General features: G+C 62.6%; 15 protein-coding genes. 4 read left to right on the top strand and 11 right to left on the bottom strand.

The features are described from left to right. Genes ACVTFQ_RS21890 through ACVTFQ_RS21880 form a run of 3 tightly spaced genes read right to left on the bottom strand, consistent with a single transcriptional unit; the run spans position 1 to position 3206 of the window. The gene (locus tag ACVTFQ_RS21890) at positions 1 to 879 is read right to left on the bottom strand and encodes an ABC transporter permease (RefSeq protein WP_470424002.1); all 879 of its coding nucleotides are present in this window, start codon (positions 877 to 879) and stop codon (positions 1 to 3) included. Then, positions 876 to 1973, bottom strand: coding sequence for an ABC transporter ATP-binding protein (locus ACVTFQ_RS21885; protein WP_112949505.1), 1098 nt, complete (start codon positions 1971 to 1973; stop codon positions 876 to 878). The genes ACVTFQ_RS21890 and ACVTFQ_RS21885 overlap by 4 nt, the downstream gene beginning before the upstream one ends. A gap of 57 nt (positions 1974 to 2030) precedes the next feature. Then, positions 2031 to 3206: an extracellular solute-binding protein gene (locus ACVTFQ_RS21880; RefSeq protein ID WP_047503942.1), complete on the bottom strand. Its 1176-nt coding sequence runs from the start codon at positions 3204 to 3206 to the stop codon at positions 2031 to 2033. 212 nt (positions 3207 to 3418) lie between these two features. Here ACVTFQ_RS21880 and ACVTFQ_RS21875 point away from each other — a divergent pair, with 212 nt between their 5' ends. Together ACVTFQ_RS21875 and uxuA are read left to right on the top strand one after the other, a co-directional pair. Next, positions 3419 to 4141 (top strand): GntR family transcriptional regulator, encoded by a 723-nt coding sequence (locus ACVTFQ_RS21875; RefSeq protein WP_112437235.1) that lies wholly within the window; start codon positions 3419 to 3421, stop codon positions 4139 to 4141. A 43-nt stretch (positions 4142 to 4184) separates the two neighbouring features. Further along, positions 4185 to 5372 (top strand): mannonate dehydratase, encoded by a 1188-nt coding sequence (gene uxuA, locus ACVTFQ_RS21870; protein ID WP_112949504.1) that lies wholly within the window; start codon positions 4185 to 4187, stop codon positions 5370 to 5372. Positions 5373 to 5390: 18 nt separating this feature from the next. On the opposite strand, the gene ACVTFQ_RS21865 is transcribed toward uxuA, so the two are convergent. The 8 genes from ACVTFQ_RS21865 to ACVTFQ_RS21830 all read right to left on the bottom strand — a co-directional run bounded on the left by ACVTFQ_RS21865 (position 5391) and on the right by ACVTFQ_RS21830 (position 13799). Beyond that, complete coding sequence (locus tag ACVTFQ_RS21865; protein ID WP_112949503.1) at positions 5391 to 6158, bottom strand: SDR family oxidoreductase; 768 nt, start codon at positions 6156 to 6158, stop codon at positions 5391 to 5393. Between the two features lie 79 nt (positions 6159 to 6237). Further along, complete coding sequence (locus ACVTFQ_RS21860) at positions 6238 to 6996, bottom strand: FadR/GntR family transcriptional regulator (RefSeq protein WP_112949502.1); 759 nt, start codon at positions 6994 to 6996, stop codon at positions 6238 to 6240. 19 nt (positions 6997 to 7015) lie between these two features. Beyond that, on the bottom strand, positions 7016 to 8077 hold the full coding sequence (locus ACVTFQ_RS21855) for a four-carbon acid sugar kinase family protein (RefSeq protein ID WP_112949501.1): 1062 nt from the start codon (positions 8075 to 8077) through the stop codon (positions 7016 to 7018). Beyond that, on the bottom strand, positions 8074 to 9066 hold the full coding sequence (locus tag ACVTFQ_RS21850) for an ABC transporter ATP-binding protein (protein WP_112949500.1): 993 nt from the start codon (positions 9064 to 9066) through the stop codon (positions 8074 to 8076). Before ACVTFQ_RS21850 ends, ACVTFQ_RS21855 begins: the two co-directional genes overlap by 4 nt. Next, positions 9066 to 10073 (bottom strand): ABC transporter ATP-binding protein, encoded by a 1008-nt coding sequence (locus tag ACVTFQ_RS21845; RefSeq protein WP_018901280.1) that lies wholly within the window; start codon positions 10071 to 10073, stop codon positions 9066 to 9068. Before ACVTFQ_RS21845 ends, ACVTFQ_RS21850 begins: the two co-directional genes overlap by 1 nt. Continuing rightward, on the bottom strand, positions 10073 to 11032 hold the full coding sequence (locus tag ACVTFQ_RS21840) for an ABC transporter permease (RefSeq protein ID WP_112949499.1): 960 nt from the start codon (positions 11030 to 11032) through the stop codon (positions 10073 to 10075). Before ACVTFQ_RS21840 ends, ACVTFQ_RS21845 begins: the two co-directional genes overlap by 1 nt. 2 nt (positions 11033 to 11034) lie before the next feature. After that, positions 11035 to 11991 (bottom strand): ABC transporter permease, encoded by a 957-nt coding sequence (locus tag ACVTFQ_RS21835; RefSeq protein WP_026283501.1) that lies wholly within the window; start codon positions 11989 to 11991, stop codon positions 11035 to 11037. A gap of 158 nt (positions 11992 to 12149) precedes the next feature. Beyond that, positions 12150 to 13799, bottom strand: a complete 1650-nt coding sequence (locus ACVTFQ_RS21830) for an ABC transporter substrate-binding protein (protein ID WP_111560449.1) — start codon at positions 13797 to 13799, stop codon at positions 12150 to 12152. Positions 13800 to 14103: 304 nt separating this feature from the next. On the opposite strand from ACVTFQ_RS21830, the gene ACVTFQ_RS21825 reads away from it, so the two are divergent. Further along, on the top strand, positions 14104 to 15009 hold the full coding sequence (locus ACVTFQ_RS21825) for a dihydrodipicolinate synthase family protein (protein WP_112949510.1): 906 nt from the start codon (positions 14104 to 14106) through the stop codon (positions 15007 to 15009). A gap of 12 nt (positions 15010 to 15021) precedes the next feature. Further along, positions 15022 to 16206: a sialidase family protein gene (locus ACVTFQ_RS21820; RefSeq protein WP_112949498.1), complete on the top strand. Its 1185-nt coding sequence runs from the start codon at positions 15022 to 15024 to the stop codon at positions 16204 to 16206. The last annotated feature ends 226 nt before the right edge of the window (positions 16207 to 16432 follow it).

The raw sequence follows: 16432 nt of genomic DNA, 5'->3' as shown, positions 1-16432 counted from the left end.
TCAGCCTTTCGTGCCGCCGGCGGGGCCGCGGTAGAAGGACGAGCGTGCGCCGAGAACGGCCAGCACCACTAGAAGCTCGACGCCGCCCATGATGAGCGCGATCGCCGAACCCAGCGAGTGATCATACTGCTCGAACGCGGCCTGATAGGCGGCAATCGAGATGACACGGGTCGGGCCTGCCGGTGCTCCCAGCAACACGGCCGACGGAAACACGGCGAACGCCTGAACGAAGGCAAGGCAGAACGTCACCGCAAGCCCCGGCACCAGCAGCGGCAGGAAAACGCGTATGAAACGCTGCCTCGGGCCGGCGCCAAGCGTGGCGGCGGCCTGCTCGATCGCCGGATCGATGCCGGTGATGTAAGACAGCGTCAGCAGGAAGGCGAACGGGAAGCCGGTGATCAGGAGCGACGCGAAGACGCCCCAGTAATTGTTCGTCAGCTTGATCGGATTGTCGATGATGCCGATCATGAGAAGCGTGTGGTTGAACCAGCCGCGCGGTCCGAGAAATGTCAGCAAGCCATCGGCGACGAAAACTGTGCCGAGCGTGATCGGCAGCACCAGAATGGTCGTCAGCAGACGCTGGCGGTGCATCAGCCGGACACGGAAAGCGACCGGCACGGCGAAGGCGAGATTGATGATCGTTACCGGCAGCGCCAGCCAGAGCGTCGCGCCGATGGTGTTGTACTGGAAGGGATCGCTGAAGAACTTGGCGTAGTTGGCGTACCATGCGCCGTCCTTCGGCGTCAGCGAATCCACGACGCCATAGAGAAACGGATAGACGAACAGCGCGATCATGAAGGCAAGGCCGGGGAGGATCAGCATGGTGGTGCCGTCGAAGCCCCGGGCAGCCAACCGCGTTCGAAGCGACGGCGCGCTCATCGTGCGCTGTCCCCGAATACCAGCGCCCTGCCCGCGATCGGCTTCAGCCGCGTTGCTGTTCCGCGGGGCAACGCGTCGTCGGCGCGGAAATAGAGGTCAGATCCGTCGGCCGAGCGCGCCAGCCCGAAGAAGGCGCGGCCGCGATATTCCATGCTTGATACGGTGGCCGCGATCCCCTCGTCGGCCGCCACCAGATCTTCGGGGCGCACTGAGAGGGTAGCGGCGTCGCCGGGCTTGAGCGGTGTGCGCATCGTCCCGGTAATGCGCGCACCGGCGACGTCGATCTCCGCTTCGTCGCCTGAGACCGAAACGACCTTGCCGGGCACGCGGGTGCGAAAGCCCATGAAGTCGGCAACGCCGACATTGACGGGGCGCTGATAGAGATCCTGCGGAGAGCCGATCTGCTCGATGTGTCCCTGGCTCATGACGACGATACGGTCGGCCAGCGACAGCGCCTCGTCCTGGTCATGCGTGACGTAAATGGTCGTCGAGCCGATCTGATCGTGGATGCCGCGGATTTCGGCGCGCATCTCCAGACGCAGCTTGGCGTCGAGATTGGACAAGGGCTCGTCCATGAGCACGATAGGCGGGCGGATGACGATGGCACGGGCGATCGCCACGCGCTGCTGCTGGCCGCCGGAGAGCTGCCCGGGCAATTTGTCCGCCTGGCTTTCCAGGCGCACCAGCGCCAAGGCGTCATTGATCCGCTTGTCGGCCTCTGGTCCCTTGATGCCCTGCATGGTCAGACCGAAGCCGACATTCTTGCGCACGCTCATATGCGGGAAAAGCGCGTAGCTCTGAAACACCATTCCGAACCCGCGACGCTCGGGCTCAAGCTGGTCGATGCGCTTGCCACCCAGCCGGATCTCCCCACCGGACAGCCCCAGAAGGCCGGCGATACAGTTGAGCGCCGTGGACTTGCCGCAGCCCGACGGGCCGAGCAGCGCCACGAATTCGCCGGGCTCGATCGCAAGATCAATGCCATCGAGCGCGTTATAGGCGCCGAACGAGCGGCTCAGCCCATCGAGTTCAAGACGCGCGGTGCCGCGCGAAGAGGCCACCGTATTCGCTACCGAGTTCAAACCACTCTCCATGTCACGACGGAAATGGCCGGCACCGGCTATGACAACCGGCGCCGGCGATGTCAGCGATCAGCCCTTCTTGGCACCGATCTTTTCGTCCCAGATCCGGAAGGCCTCGACGAGCTGCTTCGGCTCAAGCGGCACCTCCAGCGGATTGTTGGCGATCCAGTCGGCATATTCTGGACGGCCGAACTCCTTGATCGTGTCCTGGCTTTCCTGTGGCGCCATCTCAATCGTCACGTCCTTGACCGCGGGTCCCGGATAGAAATAGCCGGCGTCATAGGCGATCGCCTGCTGCTTGGGCTGCAGAATGTAGTTCAAGACGTCGATCAGCACCGCGATCTTCTCGTCTGAGACGCCCTTGGGGATCACGGCGTAGTGCGCATCCGTCACCCAATGGAAGCCCTCAAGCTTCTGCACCTTCGCCTCGGCGGGAACGATGCCGAGCGCACGCGGGTTGATGTCCCAGCCAGTGGTGGAGACAACGATGTCGCGCGTCCCCTCGCCGAGTTCCTTCATCACCTGACCGGTGCCGGTCGGGTAATATTCGATGTGCTCGCCAAGTGCCGCCAGATATTCCCAGGTCTTGTCCCAACCCTTGACCGGATCACGGGGATCGCTGTCACCGAGCAGATAGGGCAGGCCCATGAGGAAGGTGCGGCCGGGGCCGGAATTGGCAGGGCGGGCGTAGATGAAGCGGTTCTTGTTGGCCTTCGCCCATTCCAGAAGTTCGGGCGCCGATTTCGGCGGCGTGGCGACCTTGTCGGGCATGTATTCGATCAGCGGGCCCGATGGGTAATAGGTGATGACGATGCCCTGATCCTTGGCGAGCGCCTGCATCTTGAATGCCTGCGGCTGCAGGATCTTTTCGATGTCGGGTAGGTCCGCCTTGTGCGCGGCGAGATCGAGCCAGAGGCCCTGGTCGAGACCGGCCGAGAGCGCGTCCGTACCGGTCAGCACGAGGTCGATATCGACCTTTCCGGCCGCCTGCTGCGCCTTGATCTTTCCGGGCAGTTCGGGGGCCGGCGCTTTAGTGAAGGCGAAGTTCGAAACCCAATCGGCTTTTTCGGATGCATAGGCTTCAAACATCCCCTGCGTCAGCGCCAGGTTGCCGGCGACGTCAGCGATGGTGATGGTCACGGGGCTTGCGGGCTTCTTGGCCTGCGCCCACACCTTGACGGGAAGCATGGCGGCAACGGCAGCGCTGGCTGCGGTTGCGACGAATGTTCTGCGGGTAAATTTCATGCTGTTCTCTCCTCCTCTTTTGGCCGCACAGAGCACACCAACTCCGTGCACGTGCGTATCCTGATCCATTTATGCGGTCGGATTTTCTGGCCGGCTTTGTTTGGAACCTCCTGAATTCCTTGCCAGAAACACCGTTCCTCCGCTGTGTATCTTGGCAGCCATGTAGAATTGATATACTAGTATGCACACTCAAGTCAACGTTAGGGCCCTACATGCATCCAGCCGCAGCCACCGCCATTCCCGAGCTTTCGGCGCAGGCCGAGCGGCCGGCAAAGCTGCGGCGCGTCACGACGGCGGACGCCATTTTCGACCGGCTCTACAACGATATCGTCTCGCTCAAGATGCCACCCGGCATGGCGCTGCAGGAAAAACGGATCGCCGAGGATTTCGCGGTCAGCCGAACGCCCGTTCGCGAGGCTCTGCTCAGGCTGTCGGAAGGCGGGCTGGTCGATATCTATCCGCAGTCGGGCACCGTCGTGTCGCGCGTGCCGGTATCGGCGATCCCCGAGGCCGTCGTCGTGCGCAAGGCGCTGGAGGGCACGACGGTCGAGCGCGCAGCGGAGATCGCCTCGGCGGCTGATCTGTCTCGCCTCGACGCCATCATCACGCGCCAGCGGGCGCTCTCCATACTGGGCGACACCTCGGGCTTTCACGAAGAGGATGAGGCCTTTCACGAGGCGATCGCGCAGATTGCCGGCTATCCAGGCATCTGGGGTATCCTCAAATCCGTCAAGGTTCAGATCGACCGTGCGCGGCGGCTGACGCTGCCGGTGCTCGGCCGCATGGAGAATGTTGTCGGTGAGCATGCGATCATCCGCGACGCGATCGCCGCGCATGACGTAGAGGCCGCGCGCGCCGCGATGACGCATCATCTGAGCGCCGTCATCCCCGATGTGGCGGAGCTGCGCACGCGCTACCCCGACTATTTTTGCTGACGAACAGCGACACCAAAACAAAAGGCATTGAAGGAGGAAACAGATGCGGCAGGGTTGGAGATGGTTCGGACCGGATGCGCCGGTCGCGCTCGACGAGGTGAGGCAGACCGGGGCAACCAACATCGTGTCATCGCTGCACCAGGTGCCGATCGGCCGCGCGTGGACCGAGGCCGAGGTGCGCGAGCGCCAGGCGATGATCGAGATGACGCCACCGGGGCGCTCGACGCTCACCTGGTCGGTTGTAGAGAGCATTCCTATTCCCGATGCGGTGAAGCGCAAGGGTGGGCAGGCGAAAGCGGAGATCGAGGCGTGGATCGCAAGCCTTGAGGCGGTGGCAGCCTGCGGCATCCCGATCGTCTGTTACAATTTCATGCCCGTCGTCGACTGGACCCGAACCGACCTCGACCACGAGATCGACACCGGCGCGACGGCGATGCGGTTCGACCACGAGAAGTTCGCCGCCTTCGATCTGTTCATTCTTCAGCGCGACGGCGCCGATGCGGCCTACTCGCAGGAAGACAAAGCCCGCGCCCGCGCCGCATTCGAAGCCATGTCGGAGAGCGACATTGCCGACATCACCCGCAACATCACCTCGGCCTTGCCGGGATCGACCACCGAGCCGCTGACCATCCCGGAATTTCGCGACCGCCTCGCCGCCTATGTCGGCATCGACGCCGGCCGGTTGCGCCAGCATCTCATCGAGTTTCTCGAGGCTGTGGCGCCGGTGGCCGAAGCACGTGGCGTCAAGCTGACGCTTCATCCAGACGACCCGCCGCGCTCGCTGTTCGGCCTGCCGCGCATCGCCTCCACCGCCGAGGATTATGCGGCGCTGTTCAATGCTGTCCCGTCGCCGGCGAACGGGATGTGCTATTGCACCGGCAGTCTCGGCGTACGTGCTGATAACGACCTGCCCGCCATCGCACGACGGTTCGCGTCCCGTATTCATTTCGCGCATCTGCGCGCGACCAAACGCGAAGGCGACGGCCGCAGCTTCCACGAGAGCGCTCACCTGGAAGGCGATGTCGACATGGTCGCCGTGCTGAAGGAACTGGTCGCGGAGGACCGCAATCGCAAGGCCGACGAGACGATCGTTTTCCGCTCGGACCACGGCCACCGCATGCTCGACGACCTCACCAAGATCACGACGCCAGGCTATCCGGCGATCGGTCGCTTGAGAGGCCTTGCCGAGCTACGTGGCATCCTCCACGCACTTGGCGCACCGCCGACCTGACAAGAGTGCGACCACCTCTCACAGAGAGGTGGTGATGCCGCCATCGACATAAAGCGTGTGGCCATTGACGAAAGACGATGCCGGCGCTGCCAGAAACACGGCGGCGCCGATGAGCTCGTCGATATTGCCCCAGCGTCCGGCGGGCGTTCGCTTTTCCAGCCACGCGGTGAATTCCTCGCTGTCGACCAGCGCCTGATTGAGAGGCGTATCGAAATAGCCCGGCGCGATGGCATTTGCCTGCAGGCCGTGCTTGGCCCAATCGGCCGACATTCCGCGCGTTAGGTTTTTCACCGCGCCCTTGGTTGCCGTATATGGCGCGATGCCCGGGCGGGCCAATTCACTTTGCACGGATGCGATGTTGATGATCTTGCCACGGCCCCGCGCGATCATATGCGTTGCAACCGACTGGCTGACGTAAAAGACGCTGGAAATGTTGGTGCGCAGCAGCTGGTCCCATTTGTCCGATGGAAACACATCGAGCGGCGCGCGAAACTGCATGCCGGCATTGTTGACGAGGATGTCGATCGGCCCGATATCACGCTCGATCGCATCGACGGCGCTCTTCACCTCGTCGTGATCCGTGACATCGAAGGTGGAGACATGAACATCGTGCCCGGCTTCCGACAGGCTACGCGATGCCGCGGCGAGCTTGCCGGCGTCGCGACCATTGATCACGACCGACGCGCAGTGTTCGGCGAGCCCTCGCGCCAAGGTCAGCCCGATGCCTTGCGACGATCCCGTCACCAGCGCGCGCTTGCCTGTGAGGTCGAACAGTGGAAACGTCATGCCAAATCTCCATGCAGCCTGATCCGGTCTACATGCGCGCGAAACGCTGTGGCGGCAAGCCACCCGACGCCCAAAAGCATCAGAAGGAGAGATCGAGCGCCCTGCCCTCGAACAATCGATCGCGAGAGCCTTCGAGATGCGACTGCATCAGGTCGCGCGCCTCTTCGGCCCGGCCTTCGGCAATCGCCTTGTAGATGGTGTTGTGCTCCTGGAAGACCTGTTCGAGACCTGGTCTCGGCCCCAGCAGGGACAGACCGTGGAGATGCATGCCAACCGCGATGTGGGCTTTGAGCGCATCGATCGAGGCTGTGTAATAGTGGTTGTTGGCGGCTTCGGTCACGGCGCGGTGGAAATTGAAATCCGCGTCGGTCCGGTGCAGCTGATGGCTCGTGGCCTCCCTGAGATCGGCCAGCGCCGAGGCTATCTTCTGGATCGCGGCCTCGTCGCGGCGCTTGGCGGCGAAATAGGCGGCGGCCGGCTCGATCGTCAGGCGGAATTCGTAGCAGCGCTGGATATCGGCGATCGTCTTGACCGGCGAATAGGAAAGATGCGTCGTCGGCGAGCTATTGCCGCTGACGAAGGTGCCGGCGCCCTGGCGGGCATAGACCATGCCCTGGTCGCGCAGCTTGGCCAGCGCATCGCGAACGATAGGCCGGGAAACGCCAAGCATGGACGCCAGCTCGTGCTCGCCGGGCAGCCTTGAATCCGGCGGATAGTTTCCGGCACGAATACGCTCCTGCAACTGATCGAACACACGGTCCACCAGTTTCATGGGCTTGCCGCGCTCCGGCTTCGGCGCCGGGGTTGCCGGCGCACCGTTTGCTTCATCCACGTCCATTCTCCCCGCCGGCATTACTTTACGCCGCCTGATTCTGAGGAATCAGTCTTAGCAAACTATCGCAATTCCCAAAGCCCCCGGATTTTACCGCGCAACGGAAATGGCGACCATCGACATCGGTCACGTCGAACCAGGGTATCCCCGCCTCTATTTCCCCCTTGGGCAAAAGTGTGCGAACGCCAAGCGCGCGAAACACCGCCAGCGCCGTATCACCACCGCCGACCATCAGCATATCAGGTTGCGTCCGCTCGATCGCCGATTGAACACCCTTGGCGAAACGATCAGCGACGGCGACCGCGTCTTCCGACATTTCCCCGGTGCAGCACAGCAGCGCCGGCAAGCTCAGCGTTTCTGTCTCATAGAGCGCGCCCATCGGCGCTGAAATCGACACACGCAGAGTGCCCGATGCCTCGAGCCGGGCCATCTGCGCGGCGGTGATCGGGTCGCGTGAGCCGAATGCGAAAAGTGTGTTGCGGGCCGGTTCGAATACAGTCATCGCATCGCGTGCGCGGCGAAGGCGACGGGCAATGGCGCTGCCGAGACCACGCGCGCCGACGGCAAGCGTCGTCTGCCAATCATGCCCGGAGACGAGCCGGTCCAAATCCGCATCGCTGTCGGCATCGACGACAACGGCCCAGTCGTCACGGCCTTCGAAAAGAGCGGAAACCGACAACGGCTTATCGACGCCGCGCCCGATCACATGGCCGTCGCGAGTGAAGCGTTCCTGGTCAGGAATGGCTGGCGCGATGGTGATCTCGCGATGGCCGAAGATCGCGGCAATAGCCGCGCTTTCGGCCGCCACATTGCCCTTCAGCCGGGAATCGATCTTCTTCAGGACGATATCGGGGTGTGCGGCAAGAAGAGCGCTGGCCGCGAGGCCGGCCCTTCTCGCCGCTTCCCCCTCCGGGAGGGCGCGCGAGGCGGTGTTAACCACCACCACCTCGGAACCAGTCGCCAGAGCGTCCTCGATGGCCTCGATCTCGATCGCCACGGCGACGGAAAGACCGGCGTCGACGAAGGGGGTTCCCGTGTCGAGCGCGCCGGTCAAATCGTCGGCGATGATCGCGACCTTCAACGTCATGCAGCCTGTCCCGTGTTGACCGCGTGGCAGGCGACGAGATGGCCGGGCTTGGCTTCCTTCCACTCCGGCACGACCTTGCTGCAGACATCCATGGCGATCGGGCATCGCGAATGGAAGCGACAGCCGCTCGGCGGGTTGAGCGGGCTTGGCACGTCGCCCTGTAGGATCTGGCGGGTGCGGGTGCGCTCAATTTCCGGATCGGTCTCCGGGACGGCCGACAACAACGCCTTGGTGTAGGGGTGCAGCGGGTTTTCGAACAGTTCCTCGCGGGTCGCGAGCTCCGCAAGGCGGCCGAGATACATGACGCCGACGCGGGTGCTGATATGGCGCACGACGGCAAGGTCGTGGGCGATAAACAAGTAGGTCAGGCCGTATTTTTCCTGCAGGTCGAGCAGCAGGTTGATGATCTGCGCCTGGATCGAGACGTCGAGCGCCGAGATCGCCTCGTCGCAGACGATGAACTTCGGCTGACAGGCGAGCGCGCGGGCAATGACGACGCGCTGGCGCTGGCCGCCGGAAAGCTCGTGCGGATAGCGCTGCGCGAAGCGGGTCGGCAAGCCGACGTCGGTGAGCAGTGCCGCCACGCGGTCCTTCAGCTCGGCCTTGGTGCAGAGCTTGTGGAAGAGGATCGGTTCGCCCACTGCCTCGCCGATCGTCATACGCGGGTTGAGCGTCGAATAGGGATCCTGGAAGACGATCTGCAGGTCGCGGCGGAAGGGCCGCATCTGCTTTTCATCCAGCGTCGCCAGATCCTGACCCTTGTAAACGACCTTACCCGAGGTCGCCTTGTAGAGGTTGAGGATGGTGAAGCCCGTCGTCGACTTGCCGCAACCGGATTCGCCGACGAGCGAGAGCGTCTCGCCCTCCATGATGTCGAGATTGACGTTGTCGAGCGCATAGACCGTCGCCGAACGCTCGCCAAAGGCACCGAGCTTGACGTGGAAATGCTTGACGAGTTTTTCGACCTTGAGCAGCGGTTGGGCACCCATCACGCGGCCTCCTGCATTTTCTGGACGACGAAGCAGGCGGTGCGGTGGTTTCCGGCGCCTGAAATAGGCTCGAGTTTCGGCACGCGCTCGTGGCAGACGGCTTCCGCCAACGGACAGCGCGGGGCAAAGGGGCAGCCCTTGGGGCGGCGGCCGGGCTCCGGCGGCGTGCCGCCGATCGAGCTCAGACGGCTTGCGGGCGCGTCCGACAGCTTCGGGATCGAGGCCAGGAGGCCGCGCGTATAGGGATGGCTTGGGCGAGCATAGAGCTCGTCGACAGGCGCATCCTCGACCACGGTGCCGGCGTAAAGCACGGCGACGCGGTCGACGAGACCGGCGATCAGCGCCAGGTCGTGGGTGATCCAGACGACGGACATGCCGAGCTTGGCGCGCAGGTCCTTCACCAGATCGACGATCTGCGCCTGGATGGTGACGTCAAGCGCCGTCGTCGGTTCATCGGCGATCAGCAGTTTCGGATTGCAGGCAAGGCCGATCGCGATCATCACGCGCTGGCGCATGCCGCCGGAGAGCTCGTGCGGGTAGGCCTGCAGCCGTTCTTCCGGGCCCGGGATGCCGACGAGGCGCAGAAGCTCGACGGCGCGGGTGCGCGCCTCGGCTTTCTTCATGCCGCGGTGGTAGATCAGCGGTTCGCAGATCTGGTCGCCGATGCGCATGACCGGGTTGAGCGAGGTCATCGGATCCTGGAAGACGAAGCCGATATCGCCGCCGCGCACCTTGCGCAGTTCCTTGTTCGACATCTTCTGCAGGTCGTGACCATCGAAGCTTGCGGAGCCCTTGGTGACCTTGATCTTGTTCGGCAGCAGTCGCATCAGGCTCAGCATGGTCAGGCTCTTGCCGCAGCCGGATTCGCCGACAACGCCGAGCGTTTCGCCCTTGTTGACGTGGAGGTCGATGCCATCGACCACGACCGCCGGGCCGTTCCTGCCGTCGATCTCGACGGTCAGGCCGCGCACATCGAGCAGTTTCTCATTGGATCGCGTCGTGTTCATTATTTGGAACCCCGCGGATTGAGGGCGTCGTTGAGACCATCGCCGAGGAAGCTGAAGGCGACCGAGGCAAGGCCGAGGACGGCGGCCGGAGCGGCGAGCAGGTGCGGATAGTGCTGCCAGACACGCAGACCGTCGGAGATCATGTTGCCCCAGCTGGGCGTGGGCGGATTGACGCCGACGCCGAGGAAGCTGAAGGCGCTTTCCAACACCATGGCCGTGCCGAGACCGGCGCTGACCGAGACGATCAGCGGACCAAGCGCGTTCGGAATGACGTAGCGCTTCATGATGATCCAGTTCGACAGACCGAGCGCCTGGGCGGCCGTGATATAGGGACGGCTGCGGATCGACAGGACCTGGGCGCGAACGAGGCGTGCATAGGGCGGCCAGGAGATCAGCGCCATCGAGCCGAAGACCAGCATGAAATCGACCCAGATCGTCTGGCGGTAGAAAGGATTGAGGGTCGCCAGATACTGCGCTTCCATCCACTTGGTGATCGGCGACTTCAGCGATGCGTTGATGACGACGACGAGAAGCAGGTTGGGCACCGACATGGTCATGTCTGTCAGCCACATGATGACGCGATCGAACGGATTACCGAAGAAGCCGGCGATGGCGCCGAGTAGCGTGCCGATGAAGACCGCGATGACGGTGACGATGACCGCGACCAGGAAGGCCGTGCGTGTGCCGAAGACGACGCGGCTGAAGACGTCGCGGCCGAGATCGTCGGTTCCGAAGAGATGCGCCAGCGACGGAACGGCGTTTCGGGCCTGCAGGTCCTGGCTCAGATAGTCATAGGGCGTCAAATAGGGGCCGAAAATCGCGGCGAAGGCCAAAATGAGCACGACCGCGAGACCGAAGACGGAAAGCTTGTTACGCTTCAGGCGATACCAGGCATCGCGCCACAGGCTGACGGGGGCCTCTTCTTGCTGAGCGACGGGAGAGAGAGGGATGGCGGACATGGTCAGCGGCTCCTTCTTGCATCGTTGGCACGCGGATCAAGCAGCGGGTAAAGAACATCGACCAGAAGGTTCGACATCATCACCAGGAAGGATCCGATAAGCGTGATCGCCAGAATGACGGGATAGTCCGAATTGGTGAGCGCCTGCACGGTCAGGCGGCCGAGGCCGGGCAGACCGAAGACGAGCTCGACGAAGATCGCGCCGTTGACGATGGTGATCATGATCAGGCCGAGCTGGGTGACGACGGGCGTCAGCACCGGGCGCAGGATATGGCGCAGCGCCACCACCATTTCAGGCACGCCCTTGGCGCGGGCTGTGCGGACGAAATCCTCCGACAGCACCTCGATGACGGCGGCGCGCGTCTGGCGCACGATCAGCGCGATCGGCTGGAAGGAAAGGACGATCAGCGGCAAGAGGATGCGCACGTCGAAGACGCCGCCCCAGCCATAGGGCACCTTGATCATCGGCATCAGCACGATCAGGCCAACCATCAGCAGCGGGCCGGCGACATAGGCCGGGATCGCCCAGAGGAAGAGAGCAGAGCCGAGGATCGTGTAATCAAGGCGGCTGTTCTGGTTCATCGCGGCGATCATGCCGAGCGGAATGGCAATGACCGTCGTGAGGATGATGGAACAGAGCGCCAGCTTGAACGAAACCGGGGCTGCAGCCGAGACCATGGCCCAAACCGAGCGGCCCGATGTCAGCGAATTGCCGAACTGGCCGTGCAGTAGGTTCCAGATGTAAAGGCCGAACTGCTCGATGAAGGGCCTGTTCAGGCCAGCACTTTCGCGGATGGCTTCGATGCGCTGCGGGTTATAGGCGACATCGCCAGGCGCGCGCAGAAAGATCAGCTTGATCGGATCGCCAGCGCCATAGAAAGCCAACGCATAGACGGCCAGCATGACAATGAGGACTGACGGAATCCAGATGGCAAACCGGGTTAGCACGTAGCGTAACAAGGTCACCTCCCACCGGTTGGTAGACACGTTTCCGCGCTCACGCGGACATGCGATGTCTTCTTGAAACTTGCGCGAAGGCCTTGCGGTCTTCGCGCGGTTGCTAAGTTGCCCAGTATCCAATCACGGGTGGGCTATCTGTTCGTAGGTTTCTAACCGGCTCAGCCGATCGAAATGTCCCAGGGCGCCACGACCTGCCAGTCGAGATTCTTCTCCATGCCCTTGACCTCCTTGGTGGCCCAGCGCGACATCGCCTGAGAGTACCACGGAATGAAGGCCCAATCCTCGCGGAATGCCTTCTGGGCATCCTGGGCGAGCTTGATGCGATCGGGATCGTCCGCCGCCTTGGTCGCGGCTTCCGCGAGTGCGGCATCGACCTTGTCGTTCTTGTATCCGCCAAGCTTGTTCTGGGCATTGGACGAGGTCGAGGCGATGCAGCCGGCGAGATAGGAGACGGCGTCAGGAACACGGGTGCCGACGTCATCGCGGAAGATCTGCACCGCGTTCTGGTCCGGACCGGCATAAGAGTCCTGCTGCGGCTTCATGTCGACGGCGGTGATGCCGAGGTTCTGGCGCCACTGTTCGGCAATGTACTGCGCCGCTGCCTGGATGGCCGGGGCGGAGATGCCGACGAAGAGGATCTTCGGCAGGCGCTCAGGGCCGCCGTAGCTGGATTCGGCCAGCAGCTTCTTGGCGGCTGCCGGATCATAGGGGAAGGGCTCGAAGCCGGAATTGTCGGCGCCGGGGACCGAGTTCAGGATCTGGTCGGCCTTCTTGTGCGGACCATCGGGATAGGACGCCTTGAAGAGGCCGTCGCGATCGATCGCCATGATCAGCGCCTGGCGGACCTTCGGATCGTCCATCGGTGCGCGGGTGACATTGAACCAGAAGTGCTGGCTCGTCGGGATCAGCGGGCCGGCGGAGAATTCGGGGCCGAGGTCCTGGATGATCGTCGACGTGACGAGCTCGGTATGGGCGTTGAACTCGCCCGACTTGATGAGCGACGTCGCGGTGACGTTGTCTTCGATCGAGGTGATTTCGATGCGTGCCAGCTTCGGCTTCGGGCCGAAGAAGTTCTCGTTCGGCTCAAACACCAGCTTGCCGGCGTCGATATCGATGCTGGTGAGCTTGAACGGGCCGGAATAGACGGCGCTGCTGTCGGGCTTGTACCAGTCGGCCACTTCCTCGCCGTCGCTGCCGCGGGACTGCGCGGCCTTGGTGATCGGCGCGATGTGGTTGGCCAGACGCATGAAGAAGATCGGATCGGCTTCCGTCAGCGTGACCACGACGGTGCCTTCGTCAGGTGTTGCGACGCCCGTCAGTTCATTGCCGGAACCGGCGCCGATTTCCTTGTAGCCCTGAACCTTGCTCAGCACCTGGTCGGCGCGCTGGCTCTTGGTGTTGGGCATGGAAGCGACTTCCCAGGAACCCTTGACGTCGGCCGAGGTGATCTTGCTGCCATCGGAGAAGGTCGCCTTCGGGTCGATCTTGAAGGTCCAGACCTTGTTGTCAGGCGATTCCCAGCTGGTGAAGACGTAAGGCTTGATCTTGCCTTCGCTGTCGAAATACATCGGCGAGGCCCACCAGATCGAGTTCCAGCGGAACGGAACGCCGCCGCCGCGCAGCGGCGACCAATCCTGGTTGAACGCCGGGTTGGCGACCTTCAGCACCTGGCCGTCATCGGCGAGCACGATGCGTGCATTCAGGCCAAAAACCGTCAGGCCAACGCCCGCGGCGAGGCCGAGCTTCAGCGCCTCGCGACGCGACATTCCGCTATTCTGGCCGTTATTTTCATTCGTCCGATCAGTCATTCCATCCTCCCATGACAAAACCGATGACGCCTGGCTCTTTCGCTCCATCCCGAAAGTGCGTCATGACATGGCGCAGACACTCGCTCGATAATGTAAATATGTCAACAAAAATTAATTCATCCACACTTTGACAAAATCGACAAAAATTTTATCACATATTTTCAATGACTTGAAAAATACGATCGATTGGAATGCTTATTGTCATATTGACAACATGCCGGACGAGGATGAAGAAAACCGTATCTTGCAGGCCGGGTTTCCCGCCTTTTGCCGCCATATGCGGCGTTCATCCGAGGAGGACGACATGAACAAGCACAAGATCACCGGTGTCTATAGCGCCGCCGCAACCCCACTCAATGCCGATGGAAGTCCGGATCTCGGCCTCTTCACCGAACACTGCCAGCGACTGCTGTCCGAGGGATGCCACGGCGTGGCGCTGCTCGGCACCACGGGCGAGGCAAACTCGTTTTCGTCGAGCGAACGCAAGGCGATCCTCGAGGCGGCACTAAAGGCCGGCATTCCCGCCGACAAGCTGCTGCCCGGCACCGGCGTCGTCGCCATCCAGGAGACGGTCGATCTCACCAAGCATGCCCTGTCGCTCGGCGTCACCAAGGTCGTGATGCTGCCGCCCTTCTATTACAAGGGCGTTTCCGACGACGGCCTGTTTACCGCCTATTCGCAGATCCTGGAGAAGATCGCCGACAGCAAGCTGCAGGTCATCCTCTATCATATTCCGCAGGTTTCTGGCGTTCCACTGTCGGTTCCGCTGATTGGCCGACTGATCGAAGCCTTCCCGGACACGGTTGTCGGCATCAAGGAATCGGCGGGCGATTTCAACAACATGCAGGCAATCATCGCCGCCTATCCCGGCTTCTCTGTTCTCGCAGGCGCCGATCCGCTGCTGCTGCCGTTGCTGAAGGCCGGCGGCGCCGGTTGCATCACCGCAACCTCCAACCTCGTCGCGGATTCGCTGCGCACCGTCTATGACAAGGTCCATGACGAAAGCGGTGCCGCTGCCGTCGAGACAGCGCAGGCGCGCATCAACGCCTACCGTACTTTGTCCAACTCCTATGTGCAGATCCCGACGATCAAGGCGATGGTCGGCCTGAAGACCGGCAACCCGGCCTGGAAGCGCACGCGCGCGCCGCTGATGCCGATCAGCGACGCCGACTACGCATCGCTTGCCGAAGCCTACAAGACACTGCCTTAAAGGAGGACGACCATGGCCTTCACGGGTTTGCAACCGGACGCCGTTCCGGCTCTTATGACCGGCGAAATCATCGCCAATCCCAGCGAGAGCGGGCGTTTCGACGCCTATCTCCCCTCCCCCTGCATCCAGAACCACGCCGCCAACCTGGCCTTCCTGCCGGATGGGACGCTGACCTGCGTCTGGTTCGGCGGCACGATGGAGGGCATGGGCGACATCTCGATTTACATGTCGCGCCTGACGCCTGGTTCAACGCAATGGTCGCAGCCGGAAAAGATGTCGGACGATCCGGCAAAATCCGAGCAGAATCCGTTGATTTTCAACGCGCCTGGCGAAGATGTCTGGCTGCTTTACACGTCGCAGACATCCGGCAACCAGGATGGCTCGGTTGTCAAATGTCGGATCTCCACGGATGGCGGCCGCACCTTTGGCGAGGTCCGCGTGCTGTGCGATATTCCCGGCACATTCGTGCGCCAACCGATCGTCGTAAATGGCGCCGGCACCTGGCTGTTGCCGGTTTTTCGCTGTATCGGACTGCCCGGCGAACGCTGGACGGGTGACGCCGATACCGCGGGCGTGCTGATCTCGCGCGACGCCGGCAAAAGCTGGGCGATGACCGAGGTGCCCGACAGCATCGGCGCGGTGCACATGAACATCGTGCCCCTGCCAGATGGCGAATTCGTCGCCTTCTATCGCAACCGTTTCGCCGAATCCGTACTGTCCAGCCGCTCGCGCGACGGCGAGAGCTGGAGCGCGCCGGAGCCGACCGACCTACCGAACAACAACTCGTCCATTCAGGCGGTGAAGCTGGAAAACGGTTCGATCGCAATGGTTTACAACCACTGCAACGCCTCGATGTCCGATGCGCGGCGCCTGTCGCTCTATGACGAAATCGAAGGGGATGAGGCGGCCGCACCCGTCGCCAGTGAGCCCAGCCAGAGGCGCAAGGCGATATGGGGCGTGCCGCGCGCGCCGCTCAGCCTTGCCTTTTCGACGGATGGCGGCCGCAGCTTTCCGCGCCGGATCGACCTCGATACCGGCGATGGCTACTGCCTGAGCAACAACTCGAAGGACGCCGTCAACCGCGAGTTTTCCTATCCGTCGATCACCCAAGGGGCCGACGGCACGGTGCATATCGCCTACACCTACTACCGGCGCGCAATCAAATATGTGCGGCTGTCTCCGGATGCCGTCGGCTGACGCCGGAATTGTGCGTCGCTTGTAAACTCGGCGTGCCAGCAGACCTGTTTGGCACGCCGATCTGGTAGTTTGTTGCTTTGACTTTACAAATTTATTGCTCATGCTTGGGCGCGTCGCTTGAAGCGCGGCTGCGGGCGACAAGCTTCTCCTTTCATCAATTAAGTGCGCGATTTCAATTAGATAAATCTCCATAGGAACTAGTGCAATGGCCGGTTATCCCACCACA

Source organism: Rhizobium sp. O111 (assembly GCF_055616315.1).
This window is presented reverse-complemented; position numbering and strand designations above follow the sequence as displayed.